We start from the raw sequence: 12,866 nt of genomic DNA, 5'->3' as shown, positions 1-12,866 counted from the left end.
TTATCCCTTGGACGCCGTTCTCCGGTTCCCGCCGGGCGGTTCAGCCGAGGTCGGCGAGGTCTTCGAGGGTGAGGCGGAGGTCGGCGGCGGCCATGTTCTCCTCCAGGTGGGCCGGGGAACCGGTGCCGGGGATGAGGAGGACGTTCGGGGAGCGGGCCAGCAGCCAGGCGAGGGCGACCTGCGGGACGGTCGCGCCGTGGCGGGCGGCGACGGCGTTGAGGTGGTCGGCCGCGAGCGGCTCGTAGCCGCCGACCGGGAAGAACGGGACGTAGGCGATGCCCGCCTCGGCGCAGGAGTCCACGAGGGGGTCGTCGTCGCGCTGGGCGACGTTGTACTGGTTCTGGACGCAGGCGATCGGCGCGATCCGGCGGGCCTCGGCGACCTGGGCGGGGGTGACGTTGGAGACGCCGAGGTGGCGGATCAGGCCCTCGTCGCGCAGCGCCAGCAGGGATTCGAGGGGCTCCGCGAGGGAGTCCTCGGAGGGGCCGAGGACGCCCATCCGCAGGTTCACGACGTCGAGGCGGTCCAGGCCGAGGGCCGTGAGGTTCGCCTCGACGGCGCGGCGCAGGCCGGAGGGGGTGAGGCCGGTGTGCTCCTCGGCGGGCAGGTGGATGTCGGAGCCCTCGACCAGCGCGCCGACCTTGGTGACGATCACCAGGTCGTCCGGGTAGGGGTGCAGCGCCTCGCGGATCAGTTCGTTGGCGGACACCCCGTCGTGGGAGTAGTAGTTCGAGGTGTCGATGTGGTTCACGCCGAGTTCCACGGCGCGGCTCAGGACGGCGAGGGCCGTGTAGCGGTCGGGGCGGGGGCCGCCCGGCCAGCCCGACAGCCGCATCGCGCCGTACCCGATCCGCGCGACGTCCAGGTCCCCGCCGAGCGCCCATCGTCCACTCATGATCGCCACCCTAGCCTCCGGGGTCAGGGCCAGCGGTAGGCGGCGCCCTGGGCGGGGACGTGGTGCGGGAGGTAGCACTTGGTCGTGACGTGCTCGTCCTTGCAGTCGAGGCAGAGGTAGGTGCGGTGGCCGCGCAGGCCGCGGGCGCGGCCGCCGCAGGGCGGGCAGACGCACGGCGACCAGCCGACGATCACGCGGCCGGGGACGAGGCGGTGGCCGCGGGGGCACAGGAACGGGACATGCACGACTCGAACATACTATCGAGTCATTCCGGGAGTAAGGTCGGGCCGGTGAGCGCGCCCGACCCCGATCCCGTGAGCGCTCCCGGCCCCGGCGTCGTGCGGCGCGCGCAGCGCGGCGACCTGATGGCGCTGGACGAGGTGCTCGCGGCGCTCGCCCCGTACGTGCGGCGGCTCTGCGGGCCGATCGCGCTGCAGGACGCGCCGGACGCCGCGCAGGAGGCGCTGATCGCGGTGATGCGCAACCTGAGGACGCTCCGCGACCCGGCCGCGCTCCTCGGCTGGGTGCGGGTCATCGCCGTCCGGGAGGCGGTCCGGATCGCCCGGCAGTCGTCCCGGACGGTCCCCGCCGAGCCGCCCGACCTGCCCGCGCCCGGCGATCCGTCGCTGGCCGCCGACGTCCGGGACGTGCTCGACCGGCTGTCGCCCGAGCACCGCGCCGTGCTGGTGCTGCGCGACCTGGAGGGGCTGGACGAGGAGACCGCGGCGCGGCTGCTGCGGGTCCCAGCGGGGACCGTCCGGTCCCGGCTGTTCCGGGCGCGGGCGCGCTTCCGGCTGAGCTGGCGCAACGAAGGGAGCCCGCCGTGACCTGGCCGCTCGGAGAGCTGGACGACGTGCGCCGGCTCCGCGCGCTGGCTGCCGCGTACCCCGGCGTCCTGCTGGAGGAGGCGGTCCTGCCGGCCGCGTTCGAGGACGTGTGGACGGTGCTGGGCGACCCGGAGCGCGGCTTCCCCGGCCTGGTGCCCGACGTGCGGTCCCTGCGCGTCACCGAACGCGAGGGCGAGCGGATGCGCGCGATGGTGCACGGGCGTTCCGGGCTGCGCGCGCGCTTCGACATGGTGCTGCGTCCCGGCTGGTGCCTGATGCAGAGCCGCTTCCTGGTGTTCGGCATGGCGGCCGTTCCCGAGGGGGACGCGACGCGCTTCGCCTACATGGCCGGCTTCCGCGTCCCGGGCGTGCGCGTCGCGGGCCCGGTGCTGCGCCGCGCGCTGGGCCCCGCCGTCCTGCGCCGGTTCGTCAGGCGGTTCGGCCCGGCGGAGTGACGCGGATCACGGGAGTGGCGCGGGAGGTCCGCGTCCTCTTCCAGGCATGAGCATTCACGAACTGGCGGCCCTCCTCGCCGCCGCGGTCCTCGGCCTCGACGCCCTCCTGCACGTGTACTGGATGACCGGCCGCACCTGGCCCGCCCGCGACGTCACCGCCCTGTCCCAGGGCCTGCTGAACGCGGACGTCCCCTTCACTCCCCGGGTGCTGGCGCCGCTCGTCCTCGTCCTGGCGGCCGGCGCGATCGCCGTGCCGGCGCGGGCCGGGATGATCCTCACCGGCGTCCCCGGCTGGATCCCGGCGGCCGGGACCGCCGCCGTCGCCGCGGGCGTCGCCCTCCGCGCGGGCGCGGGCGTCGTCTGGGCCCTCGGCGTCGGCGCCCGCCGCGGTTCCGTCTTCTACCGGCTCAACCTCACCGTCTACACGCCGCTGTGCCTCGTGCTGACGGCCGCGACACTGGGCGTGGCCATCGGTTGACCTGCGGAGACGTCCCGGCCGTGGCGGTCCGCGCCGCGGCCGGCCGCCCGGTCAGGCGAGCCCGGCGTCGTGGGCGAGCAGGGCGATCTGGGTGCGGTTGTCCAGGTCCAGCTTCGTCAGGATGCTCGACACGTGCGCCTTGACGGTCGCCACGCTCATGAACAGCGCGGCGCCGATCTCGGCGTTGGACCGGCCCTCCGCGATCGCGACGACCACGTCGCCCTCGCGCGGGCTGAGCCGCCCGAGCGCGGCGCGGGCGCGCTCGTAGGCGCCCGCCTGGGTGGCGGCGCGGTCCATCAGCCGCCGGGTGATCCGCGGCGACAGGATCGGCTCGCCCGACGCCACGTGCCGGACCGCGTCGACGATCTGCGCGGGCGGCGTGTCCTTCAGCAGGAACCCGCTCGCGCCCGCGCGCAGCGCGTGCAGGATGTTCTCGTCGGTGTCGAACGTGGTCAGGACGATGACCTCGGGCGCGGGAACGCGGCTGCGCAGGCCGCGGGTCGCGGCGATGCCGTCGACGCGGGGCATCCGCAGGTCCATCAGGACGACGTCGGGCGCGTGCCGGTCGGCGGCCTCCGGCACCTCCGCGCCGTCCGCCGCCTCCCCGACCACCGAGATGCCGTGGACGCCGTCCAGCATCATCGACAGGCCCGCCCGGACGAGGGCGTCGTCGTCCACGATCAGCACGCGCAGGGGGCGGTTCACGCCGGCCATGGTAGCCAGGCGCGCAGCCGGAACTCCCCGGCGGCGACCTCGTGGTCCAGCCGCCCGCCGGCCAGCTGCACCCGCTCGGTCAGCCCGACCAGGCCCGTCCCGGTGCCGGGGGCGAGCGGGACGGCGCCGTCCGGCGGCAGCGGGTTCCGGATGTCGATCACCAGCCGGGTGCCGGGACGGCCCTCGACCGCCACCCGGACCGGGCGTCCGGCGGCGTGCTTGCGGGCGTTCGTCAGCCCCTCCTGGACGACCCGGTAGGCGGTGCGCCCGGCGGCGGCGGGCAGCGCGGCGGGCTCGACGACCTCGTCCCGCAGCTGGACGCTCCCGCCCGCGTCGCGGGACTCCGCCACCAGCGCCGGCAGGTCGGTGAGGACGGGCAGCGGCCGGTCGTCGTCGCAGGCGTCCTCGTCCCGGAGGATGTTGATCACCTCGCGCAGCTCGTCGAGGGCCTGGTGCACCCCGGCGCGGACCACCCCTGCGGCCTGCGCGAGCTTCTCCGGCGGCGCGTCCGGACGGTACTCCAGCGCGCCCGCGTAGGTCGCCAGCAGCGACAGCCGGTGCGCGAGGACGTCGTGCATCTCGCGGGCGATGCGGGTGCGCTCCAGCATCCGGGCCTCGGCGACGCGCCGGCCCTGCTCGGCCTCGGCGCGGCGGGCGCGCTCGCGCAGCGACGCCAGCAGCGCGCGGCGCGCCTGCGTCAGCGCGCCCCAGCCGGCCAGCGCGCCGTACGCGACCGCGACCAGCAGCAGCCACCAGCCGAAGGTGATGCCGCCCATGGGCCGCCAGAGCCCGCGCGCCGCGTGCGCGGCGATCCCCGCGGCGCCGACCGCCACCGCGACCGGGAACCGGCGCCGTTGCGCGACGTGCAACGTGCCGAAGGTGGCCGCCGGCGTCGCCGCCGGGGACAGCGCGGCCAGCACGGTCAGCGCGAGCGCGCCGGGCACCGGGCGCCACAGGACGAGCGGCGACAGCAGGCAGGCCAGCACCCCGAGCGCGATGTCGAGGCCGAGCGGCACCGCGTCCCCCGCGGGACGGCCCCAGATCGTCACCGCGCCGAGCGCCCCGACGGCGGCGACGACCACCGCCGCGCCGGCGGGGAGCCGCAGGCCGCGCCGCTCGACTTCGCAGATGTCCTCGCTGTTCACGGGGTCAGGGTAAGGCGGGGCCCGGCGGCCCCGACACCTACCGAAGTAGGGGGTCCCCCGGACCGGGGGCGGACCCGCCGCAGCCGCCCGCCCGATGCGCCGCGCCCCGCCCGGCGGCGATCGTGGCGGCATGAACGAGATGACCGGAACCCGTCCCGCCCGCGGCGTCACCGCCCGCCGCGCCCTCACCGTCGCCGCCGCGGCCGGCGCCGCACTGCTCGTCTGGGCGGTCGCCGACCCGATCGGCGGCGCCGGCATGCACGCACGCGGCCAGCACGTCGGCCCCGCCACCGTGATCGTGTTCACGCTGCTGGCCGGGCTGGCCGGCTGGGGGCTGCTGGCCGTCCTGGAACGCCGCGCGAAGCGCCCCGGCCGCACCTGGGGCATCACCGCCGGCATCGTCCTCGGCGTGTCGCTGACCGGCCCGCTGGACTCCGATGGCCCCGGCACCTACGCCGCGCTGATGGCGATGCACCTGGTCGTCGGCGCCATCCTCATCGCGGGTCTGGGCCGCACCGTGCGTGTCCGCTGCTAGGAGACGGGCTTCGTCGTGTAGCAGTAGTTCGACTCGCCCTTGAAGTAGTGCCGGGCGCGGGGGTCGTCGTACCGCCAGCGGCATCCCGCGTCGAGCTGCGCCTTCGACATCAGCTGGGCGGCGCGCTCGTGCGCCACGCAGTACGCGCCGGGCCGCGGGGTGTCCCGGTACTCCTCCCACTCCCAGCCGAGCTTCGCGCAGTACGCCGAGAAATGGCCGGGCCCGAGTTCGACCCGCTCGTACGACGGTCCGGACGATGGCCCGGACGACGGCTTGCGCGACGGCGCCGGACGCGACGCCGTCGCGCTCCGGCTCGGGCTCGCGCCGGGACTCCGGGGCGCGGTCGGGCTCCCGCTGCCGGGAACGTTCGCGCGTCCCGCCTCCGCGGCCCGCCCCTCGCCGGCGGCGGTGCCCGCCGTCCCCTGCGGGGACGCGTGCGGGCCGCCGCCGCCCGTGTCACCGTCCGCCATCTGCACGAACCCGAACACCGCGGCGCCCGCGACGACCGCCGCGCCGGCCCCCGCCAGCACGCCCGCCCGCCGCCGGCCGCGCCGCCGCTCTTGCGGAACGGTCGACGCGTCCGCCGCCGGAACCGCCCCGGCCACGGCGGCGGGCGCACTGTCGGGCGCGGGGTCGGACGCAGGGCGCGGGGCAGGGTCGGACGCGGCGGCGGGCGCAGGGGCAGATGGCCGGGGCGGCGCCGGGGCGGGCGCGGGCGCGGAAGCGGGAACGCCACCGGGCGCCGTCCGCTGCGAGCGGCGGACGAGGCGGTCCAGCACCTGCTGCGCGGTCGGGCGCCGGGCCGGGTCCTTGGCGAGGCACTCGGCGAGCAGCCCCCGCAGCGGTTCCTCCACGCCGTCGAGCCGCGGCGGCTCGTGCGCGATCCGGTTCATCACGATCGGGATGGACTCGTTCCCGAACGGCGGGCGGCCCGTCGCGGCGAACACCATCGTCGACGCCCACGCGAACACGTCCACCGCGGGCCCCAGCTCGCCCGGCTGGAGCTGCTCGGGCGCCATGTACGCGGGGGTGCCGACGGCGCGGCTCACCACGGTCTGCGCGCCCGACAGCGCCCGCGAGATCCCGAAGTCGATGACGCGGGGGCCGTCCGCGGCGAGCAGCACGTTGGGCGGCTTGAAATCGCGGTGCACCACCCCGGCGTCGTGCAGCGCGACCAGCGCCGTCGCCGTCGCGATCGCCAGCCGGTCCAGGGCGCTGCCCGACCGCGGGCCGCCCTCCCGGACGACCGCGCTCAGCGGCGGCCCGTCGACGTACTCGCTGACGATGAAGCGGCGGGTGCCGAACGCGCCGGAGTCCAGCACCTGGGCGGTGCAGAACCGCGCGACCTGCTTGGCGGCCTCCAGCTCGCGGGCGAACGTGTCCTGCGCGCCCGGATCGCCGGTCAGCTGCGCGTGGAACAGCTTGATCGCGACCCGGTCGCCGCCGCCGTCGGGGACGGCGGCGTAGACGACGCCCTGCCCGCCCTCCCCGATCCGCCCGGTGATCCGGTAGCCGCCGAGCCGCCGCGGGTCGGTGGGTTCGAGGGGATGGAGGTCCGGCACACCCGCACTATAACGACGGCGATGCCGGGTTTCCCGGCGCTCAGTGGTCGCGATGCGTGAGCAGGTGCGCCACCGACCTCAGCTCCGCGGCCGCCGCCGGGACGGGGTCCGCGGCGTCCAGCTCGGTGAGGGCGCTCGCGACCAGCGCGTCCGCCTCCGCCTCCGCCCACGCGCGGCCGCCCGCCGCCTCGATCAGCGCGGCGGCGCGGGCCGGCTCGTCGCCCGCGAGCGCCCCGCGCCGCAGGTACAGCGCCGCCAGCTCCGCCCCCGCCGGCGTCCCCGACGTCAGCGCCGCCACCACCGGCAGCGACTTCTTCCGGTTGCGCAGGTCGGAGTGGGCGGGCTTGCCGGTGACCTCCGGGTCGCCCCAGATGCCGAGCAGGTCGTCCACCAGCTGGAACGCCAGCCCGAGCCGCTCGCCGAACGTCCGGTACCGGGACGCGCGCCCGGCGCCGCCCCCGTACAGGGCGCCGAGCGCGCACGCGCCGCCGAGCAGCGCGCCGGTCTTCCCGCCCGCCATCGCCAGGCACTCGGCCGGCGTGACGTCGGCGCGGTCCTCGAACGCGGTGTCGGCGCTCTGCCCCTCCACCAGTTCGAGGACGGCGCGGCTGAGCATCCGGACCGCGGCCGCCGGGTCCGGGGACGGCGCGTCCGCGAGCGCCTCGTAGGCGGCCGCGAGCAGCCCGTCCCCGGCGAGGATGGCGGCGCTGACCCCGAACACCGTCCACGCGGTGGGCCGGTGCCGGCGGGTGCGGTCGCCGTCCATGACGTCGTCGTGCAGCAGCGAGAAGTTGTGCGTCAGCTCGACCGCGACGGCGGCCGGCAGGGCGGCGGCCGCCGTCCCGCCGGCCGCCTCGGCCGCCAGCAGCGTCAGCGCCGGGCGGACGGACTTGCCGCTCGCCCCCGCCGCGGGACGGCCCGCCTCGTCCCGCCAGCCGAAGTGGAACTCGGCGATGCCGCGCATCGAGCCGGGCATCGCCTCGACCACGGATCGCAGCGCGGGCTCCACCAGGCCCCGGCTCCACGCCAGGACCTCGGCGGCGGATCGGGCGGAGGTCTCCACCGGCATGTCCCGTCCTCCCGTCAGCGGCCGATCTCGACGTTCTCCAGCACGCCGAGCGCGTCTGGCACCAGCACGGCGGCCGAGTAGTAGGCGCTGACCAGGTAGGACAGGATCGCCCGGTCGTCGATGCCGGTGAAGCGGACCGACAGGCCGGGCTGCACCTCGTCGGGGATGCCGGTGCGGTGCAGGCCGATGACGCCCTGCTCGTCCTCCCCCGTCCGCATCGCGATGATCGACGTGGTGCCGGTGGAGCTGATCGGGATCTTGTCGCACGGGTAGATCGGGACGCCGCGCCACGCCTGGACGCGCCGCCCGCCGTCCGCCTCGGCGGTCCCCGGGTACACGCCGCGCCGGGTGCACTCGCGGCCGAACGCGGCGATGGCCTTCGGGTGGGCGAGGTAGAAGCGGGTCTTGCGGCGGCGGGCGAGCAGCTCGTCCATGTCGTCGGGGGTGGGCGGGCCGCCGCGGGTCTGGATGCGGTGCCGCAGGTCGGCGTTGTGCAGCAGGCCGAAGTCGCGGTTGTTGACCAGCTCGTGCTCCTGCCGCTCCCGGATCTCCTCGATGGTGAGGCGGAGCTGCTGCTCGATCTGGTTCATCGGCTTGTTGTAGAGGTCGGCGACGCGGGTGTGGACGCGCAGCAGCGTCTGCGTCACGGCCATCTCGTACTCGCGGGGCGACGTCTCGTAGTCGACGAACGTGCCGGGCAGCACGGGCTCGCCGTCGTGGCCGGACGCCAGGTCGATGGCCGCCTCGCCGTGCCGGGTCTGCGGCGGCTTCGGCGCGTCGCGGTACTCCTCCAGGCGCGCGCGCAGCGTCTCCGACCGTTCCGTGAGCTCGACGATCGCGGTCGGGGACAGGGTCAGCACGATGGACGGGGTGAGGGCCCGGAACGTGTGCGGCCATTCGCCGGCGTCGCCGAGGAGCGCCTCGTCGCCGAAGTAGTCGCCGCCGTCGCGGATCGCGATCTGCGTCTCGCCGCCGTACTCGCCCGTCCCGACCTCGGCGATCTTGCCGTGCGCGATCAGGTGGACGCGGTCGCGCGGGTCGCCGGCCGCCGCGATCGTGTCGCCGGGCGCGTACTCGGCCTGCGTGAACCTCCCGGCGACCGCGTCCAGGAGCATCGCGTCGAGCCCCTTCAGCTGCGGCAGCTCCGCCAGCTCGCCGGGGATGACGCGGACGTTGGCGCCGTCGTTGACGAACGTCACCCGCCCGTCGCCGAGCTCGTAGGTGAGCCGCCGGTTCACCCGGTAGGTGCCGGCGTCCGCCCGCACCCACGGCAGCAGCGACAGCAGCCACCGGGGGGTGATGCCCTGCATCTGCGGCACGGACTTGGTGGTGGTCGCGAGATTGCGCGCTGCCCGCGTGCTCAGGGCCAGCTGCGAGTCGGTCATGTGCCGCTACCTCCGGGGGATCGCTGGTCGGGTCTCGCTGGGCCGCACCAGTGCGGGACGCGCCGGGCGGAACGGTGCGCGGGCCGCCGCGGTGCCGAGCCCGGACGGGCCGGCCGGCACGCGGAACCGCGCGCCCCTGGACGGCGGGGCGGCCGCCACCGGCGGCGCGGTGTCGCGGGCGGGCGGCGCGTACCGGCCGGTCGTCGTGGACCAGCGCAGGTCGCCGGCCATCCACCGGCGCATGGCCCGGACGTGGCGGGCGAGGCCGTCGCGGGCGGCGGCGTCCAGCCCGGCCTCGGTGGCGAGGATCGGCAGCTCGGCCGCCGCGGTCCGCTCGAACTGCCGGACGCGCGCCTCCACCAGGTCGGCGACGATGCCGGCGGCGCGCCGCGTCCCGCAGCCGAGGAACCGCTCGACGGCCACGACCGCGTTGTTGAGCCCGTCCTCGGCCCCGATCTCCTTGGGGTAGGAGAGCAGGTCGTTGCGGAGCCCGGCGACGTCGGCGAACGTGTCGTGCAGCGCCTGCATCGGGGTGGACGCGGGGACGTCCGGCGGCAGCCCGCCGGCGTGGGCGTGCCGCAGCAGCGCGGCGGTGAACGCGGCGCCGCTCGTCCGGCGGCGCATCTCGACGAAGTCGACGGGGTCGGGGACGCGGTGGTGGACGAGCCCCGCCAGCTCCCACAGCCAGCTGTCGGTGAGCTGCCGCAGCGCCTCGTCGAGCCCGGCGCGCTCGCCGCCGGACATGGCGGCTTCGGTGCGGGCCCGCAGGTCCGCGAGCCCCCGTTCGACCGGATCGGACGGCGGGCACGGGCCGGACGGCGCGAGCAGCCGCGCCGTGTACGCCTTGGCGCCGAGCAGGTCGCGGGGCCGCTTGAACCGCTCGGCGAAGAGGTCGTCGAAGAAGAACCGCCACAGGTGCCAGTCGGCGATGAGCTCGAGCTCGGGGCCGGGCGCGTCGGGATGGGTGAGCGCCGCGAACATCGCGTAGTCGGCCGCGTCGAACGCCTCGGGCGTCCACGTCCCGGGGACGCCCGAGTCGAGCATGCCCGTCTCCCGCGCCCACTCCGCCGTGTGCGCGCGGAGCCCGGCGATCCGGGGGTTGAGCAGCGGCTCGTACGGGAGGGAGAACTCGGGCGTCCGGAACCCCGCGCCGCCGTCCGGCGCGCCCGCGGGCGGCCCCGGCGGGCCGGTCAGCGACCGGATCCGCACCGCCGACGTCCCGAGCCCGAGCAGCCGGGCGATCTCCGGAGGCCCGGACACGGCGCCCCGCCGCACCGCGCCCTCGTTCATGTAGCGGCTGGACCGCAGGTGCCACTCGTGCCCGCCGGACTGCCAGTCCTGCAGCCCCCGCGCGTAGCGCAGCACGTCGCGGCGCTCCGCCGGGCTCAGCCCGTGCTCCTCGAACAGGACTGGCAGCTCGGTGGCGGCGGTGTGCTCGAACTGCTGCATCCGCGACGTCAGCAGGTCGTTGGTGATCTCGGCGGCGCGCTGCGGCCCGGTCTCGAAGAACCGCTCCATCACCAGGACGCCGTTGTTGACCTCGCCCTCGCTCTCGGTCTCCCGCTGGTAGGAGAAGATGTCGTTGCGCAGGTGGACGGCGTCGGAGAACGCGTCCTTCAGCACCCGGAGCGGGCGCGTCCCGGCGACGCGGGCGGGCACCTCCGCGCCCGCCGCGACCTCGACCAGGTCCGCCGACCAGGGCGCGCCGCCGACCTTGCGGCGCATGTGGACGTAGTCGATCGGGTTCGGGACGCGGGACTCGTCGATGTTCGCCAGCTCCCACGCCGACTCCTGCAGCAGGTTGCGGGTGCTCTCGGCGAACCGGGCGCGCCAGTCCTCCGACATGAGCGGGACGGTCCGCTCCCACAGGTCGGCGAGCCCCCGCTCGACCGGGTTCGCGGGCTCGGGGGGCGGCGGACCCCCCGCCTTCACCGGCATGAAGGCGGGGAGCCGCGCGAGGTGCTCCCTGGCGCCCGCGAGGTCGCGGGGCCGCTTGTACCGCTCGAGGAAGTGGTCGTCGAAGTAGAACACCCACACGTACCAGTCGGTCACCAGGTCCAGGACGGGACCGGGCGCGTCCGGGTGCGTGTACGCGGTGAGCAGCGCGTAGTCGTGCGCGTCGTACTCGGCCTCGTCCCAGACCTCGGGCCCGGTCCCGTCGGGCCCGAGGATCCCCGTCCCGTGCGCCCAGCGGCGGGAGTGCTCGCGGGCCGCGCCGGCCCGGGGGTTCAGCCGCGCGGGGTGCGGCACGTAGAACTCGGGGAGTTCGAACGGCTGCACTACGCCGCACCGCCGTGCGCGACCTCGACGGACTCCAGCATGCCGAGCGCGTCCGGGACCAGGACGGCCGCCGAGTAGTAGCAGCTGACCAGGTAGTTGATGAGCGCCTTGTCGTCGATCCCCATGTACCGGACGGACAGGCCCGGCTGGTACTCGTCCGGCAGCCCGGTCTGGTGCAGGCCGATGACGCCCTGCGTCGCCTCGCCGGTGCGCATCAGCAGGATCGAGCTGGTCTTCGTCGTGCTGACCGGGATCTTGTTGCAGGGGAAGATCGGGACGCCGCGCCAGCCCGGCACCTTGTGGCCGCCGACGTCGACGCTGTCGGGGTAGACGCCGCGGGCGCTGCACTCGCGGCCGAACGCCGCGATCGCCTTCGGGTGGGCGAGGAAGAACGCCGGGTCCTTCCAGACGAGCGTGAGCAGCTCGTCCATGTCGTCGGGGGTGGGCGGGCCGGAGCGGGTGTGCACCCGCTGCGTGAGGTCGGCGTTGTGCAGCAGGCCGAAGTCCCGGTTGTTGATCAGCTCGTGCTCCTGCCGCTCGCGCAGCGCCTCGATGGTCAGCCGGAGCTGCTGCTCGACCTGGTCCATCGGCTCGTTGTAGAGGTCGGCGACGCGGGTGTGGACGCGCAGCACCGTCTGCGCGACGCTCAGCTCGTACTCGCGCGGGGACCCCTCGTAGTCGACGAACGTGCCGGGCAGCACGGGCTCGCCCTCGTGACCGGACGCCAGGTCGATCGCGGCCTCGCCGTGCTGGTTGCTCGACCGCTCCGGGCTCGCCCGGTAGGCGTCCAGGTGCTCGCGCAGCGACGCCGACTGGCCGAGCGTCTCCTGGAAGTCGGTCTCGCTCATGCTGAGGACCGTCACCGCGGTGAGCGCCTTGACGGTGTGCTCCCAGGTCGCCGGCTCCGCCCCCTCCTCGGAGCCGACGAGCGCCTGCTCGCCGAAGAAGTCGCCGTCGGCGAGGGTCCCGTGCACGGCCTCCGCGCCGTACTCGCCGGTCCCGACCTTGCTGAGCTTGCCGTGCACGACCAGCACGACCCGGTCGATCGGGCGGCCCTCCTCGACGATGACGTCGCCCGGCTCGTACTCCTGCTGGGTGAACCGGCCGGCCAGCGCGTCCAGGGCCAGGTCGTCCTCGTAGCCGCGCAGCGGGGGCAGCTCCCCCAGCTCGCGGGGGATGACCCGGACGTCCGCGCCGGTCGTCACGAACGTCACCCGCCCGTCGCCGACCGTGTAGGTGAGCCGCCGGTTGACGCGGTAGGCGCCGCCGGACGCCTCCACCCACGGCAGCAGTTTCAGCAGCCAGCGGGAGGTGATCCCCTGCATCTGGGGGACGGACTTGGTCGTGGTCGCCAGGTTCCGTGCCGCAGAGGTACTGAGGCTCAACTGCTCTTCCGTCACGTCCACACCGCCGATTCGTCGAGGTCTGCCATGGATGAACCAACGGAGACGCTACCGACGGTAATCGAACGGGCGCAACGAGCTATGTGTTGCCCTTAACGCCACAGAAGTGACACCGTCC

Annotated in this window: 13 protein-coding genes; 4 read left to right on the top strand and 9 right to left on the bottom strand. The window is 75.5% G+C overall.

Annotated elements, in window-relative coordinates:
* Positions 1–40: 40 nt before the first annotated feature.
* Positions 41–895: an oxidoreductase gene (locus tag J4557_RS14595; RefSeq protein ID WP_208267044.1), complete on the bottom strand. Its 855-nt coding sequence runs from the start codon at positions 893–895 to the stop codon at positions 41–43.
* 23 nt (positions 896–918) lie between these two features.
* Positions 919–1,140, bottom strand: coding sequence for a hypothetical protein (locus tag J4557_RS14590; RefSeq protein WP_151546928.1), 222 nt, complete (start codon positions 1,138–1,140; stop codon positions 919–921).
* 45 nt (positions 1,141–1,185) lie between these two features.
* Between J4557_RS14590 and J4557_RS14585 the strand changes: the two genes are divergently transcribed.
* The 3 genes from J4557_RS14585 to J4557_RS14575 are packed head-to-tail and all read left to right on the top strand — an operon-like array spanning position 1,186 to position 2,655.
* Positions 1,186–1,722, top strand: coding sequence for an RNA polymerase sigma factor (locus tag J4557_RS14585; protein WP_208267043.1), 537 nt, complete (start codon positions 1,186–1,188; stop codon positions 1,720–1,722).
* Positions 1,719–2,177, top strand: coding sequence for a hypothetical protein (locus J4557_RS14580; RefSeq protein ID WP_208267042.1), 459 nt, complete (start codon positions 1,719–1,721; stop codon positions 2,175–2,177). The genes J4557_RS14585 and J4557_RS14580 overlap by 4 nt, the downstream gene beginning before the upstream one ends.
* 46 nt (positions 2,178–2,223) lie before the next feature.
* Positions 2,224–2,655, top strand: coding sequence for a DUF3995 domain-containing protein (locus J4557_RS14575; protein ID WP_208267041.1), 432 nt, complete (start codon positions 2,224–2,226; stop codon positions 2,653–2,655).
* A 51-nt stretch (positions 2,656–2,706) separates the two neighbouring features.
* On the opposite strand, the gene J4557_RS14570 is transcribed toward J4557_RS14575, so the two are convergent.
* Positions 2,707–3,369 (bottom strand): response regulator transcription factor, encoded by a 663-nt coding sequence (locus J4557_RS14570; protein ID WP_208267040.1) that lies wholly within the window; start codon positions 3,367–3,369, stop codon positions 2,707–2,709.
* Complete coding sequence (locus J4557_RS14565; RefSeq protein WP_307799785.1) at positions 3,357–4,514, bottom strand: sensor histidine kinase; 1,158 nt, start codon at positions 4,512–4,514, stop codon at positions 3,357–3,359. Before J4557_RS14565 ends, J4557_RS14570 begins: the two co-directional genes overlap by 13 nt.
* A 130-nt stretch (positions 4,515–4,644) precedes the next feature.
* On the opposite strand from J4557_RS14565, the gene J4557_RS14560 reads away from it, so the two are divergent.
* A complete protein-coding gene (locus J4557_RS14560) occupies positions 4,645–5,049 on the top strand; it encodes a DUF6069 family protein (RefSeq protein WP_208267038.1) in 405 nt (134 codons plus the stop codon).
* On the opposite strand, the gene J4557_RS49595 is transcribed toward J4557_RS14560, so the two are convergent.
* The 5 genes from J4557_RS49595 to J4557_RS14535 are packed head-to-tail and all read right to left on the bottom strand — an operon-like array spanning position 5,046 to position 12,745.
* Positions 5,046–6,611, bottom strand: a complete 1,566-nt coding sequence (locus J4557_RS49595) for a serine/threonine-protein kinase (RefSeq protein WP_307799784.1) — start codon at positions 6,609–6,611, stop codon at positions 5,046–5,048. The two genes, J4557_RS14560 and J4557_RS49595, sit on opposite strands and share 4 nt — an antisense overlap.
* Before the next feature lie 40 nt (positions 6,612–6,651).
* The gene (locus J4557_RS14550; RefSeq protein WP_208267037.1) at positions 6,652–7,680 is read right to left on the bottom strand and encodes a family 2 encapsulin nanocompartment cargo protein polyprenyl transferase; all 1,029 of its coding nucleotides are present in this window, start codon (positions 7,678–7,680) and stop codon (positions 6,652–6,654) included.
* Positions 7,681–7,694: 14 nt separating this feature from the next.
* On the bottom strand, positions 7,695–9,065 hold the full coding sequence (locus J4557_RS14545) for a family 2B encapsulin nanocompartment shell protein (RefSeq protein ID WP_208267036.1): 1,371 nt from the start codon (positions 9,063–9,065) through the stop codon (positions 7,695–7,697).
* 6 nt (positions 9,066–9,071) lie between these two features.
* On the bottom strand, positions 9,072–11,345 hold the full coding sequence (locus J4557_RS14540; RefSeq protein WP_208267035.1) for a terpene synthase family protein: 2,274 nt from the start codon (positions 11,343–11,345) through the stop codon (positions 9,072–9,074).
* Positions 11,345–12,745, bottom strand: a complete 1,401-nt coding sequence (locus J4557_RS14535) for a family 2B encapsulin nanocompartment shell protein (protein WP_307799808.1) — start codon at positions 12,743–12,745, stop codon at positions 11,345–11,347. The genes J4557_RS14540 and J4557_RS14535 overlap by 1 nt, the downstream gene beginning before the upstream one ends.
* Positions 12,746–12,866: the final 121 nt, after the last annotated feature.

Origin of the sequence: Actinomadura nitritigenes (assembly GCF_017573545.1) — a bacterium.
Taxonomy (GTDB): Bacteria; Actinomycetota; Actinomycetes; order Streptosporangiales; family Streptosporangiaceae; genus Spirillospora; species Spirillospora nitritigenes.
Note: the sequence above shows the minus strand (reverse complement) of the source record. Positions and strands in the feature narration are given on the sequence as shown.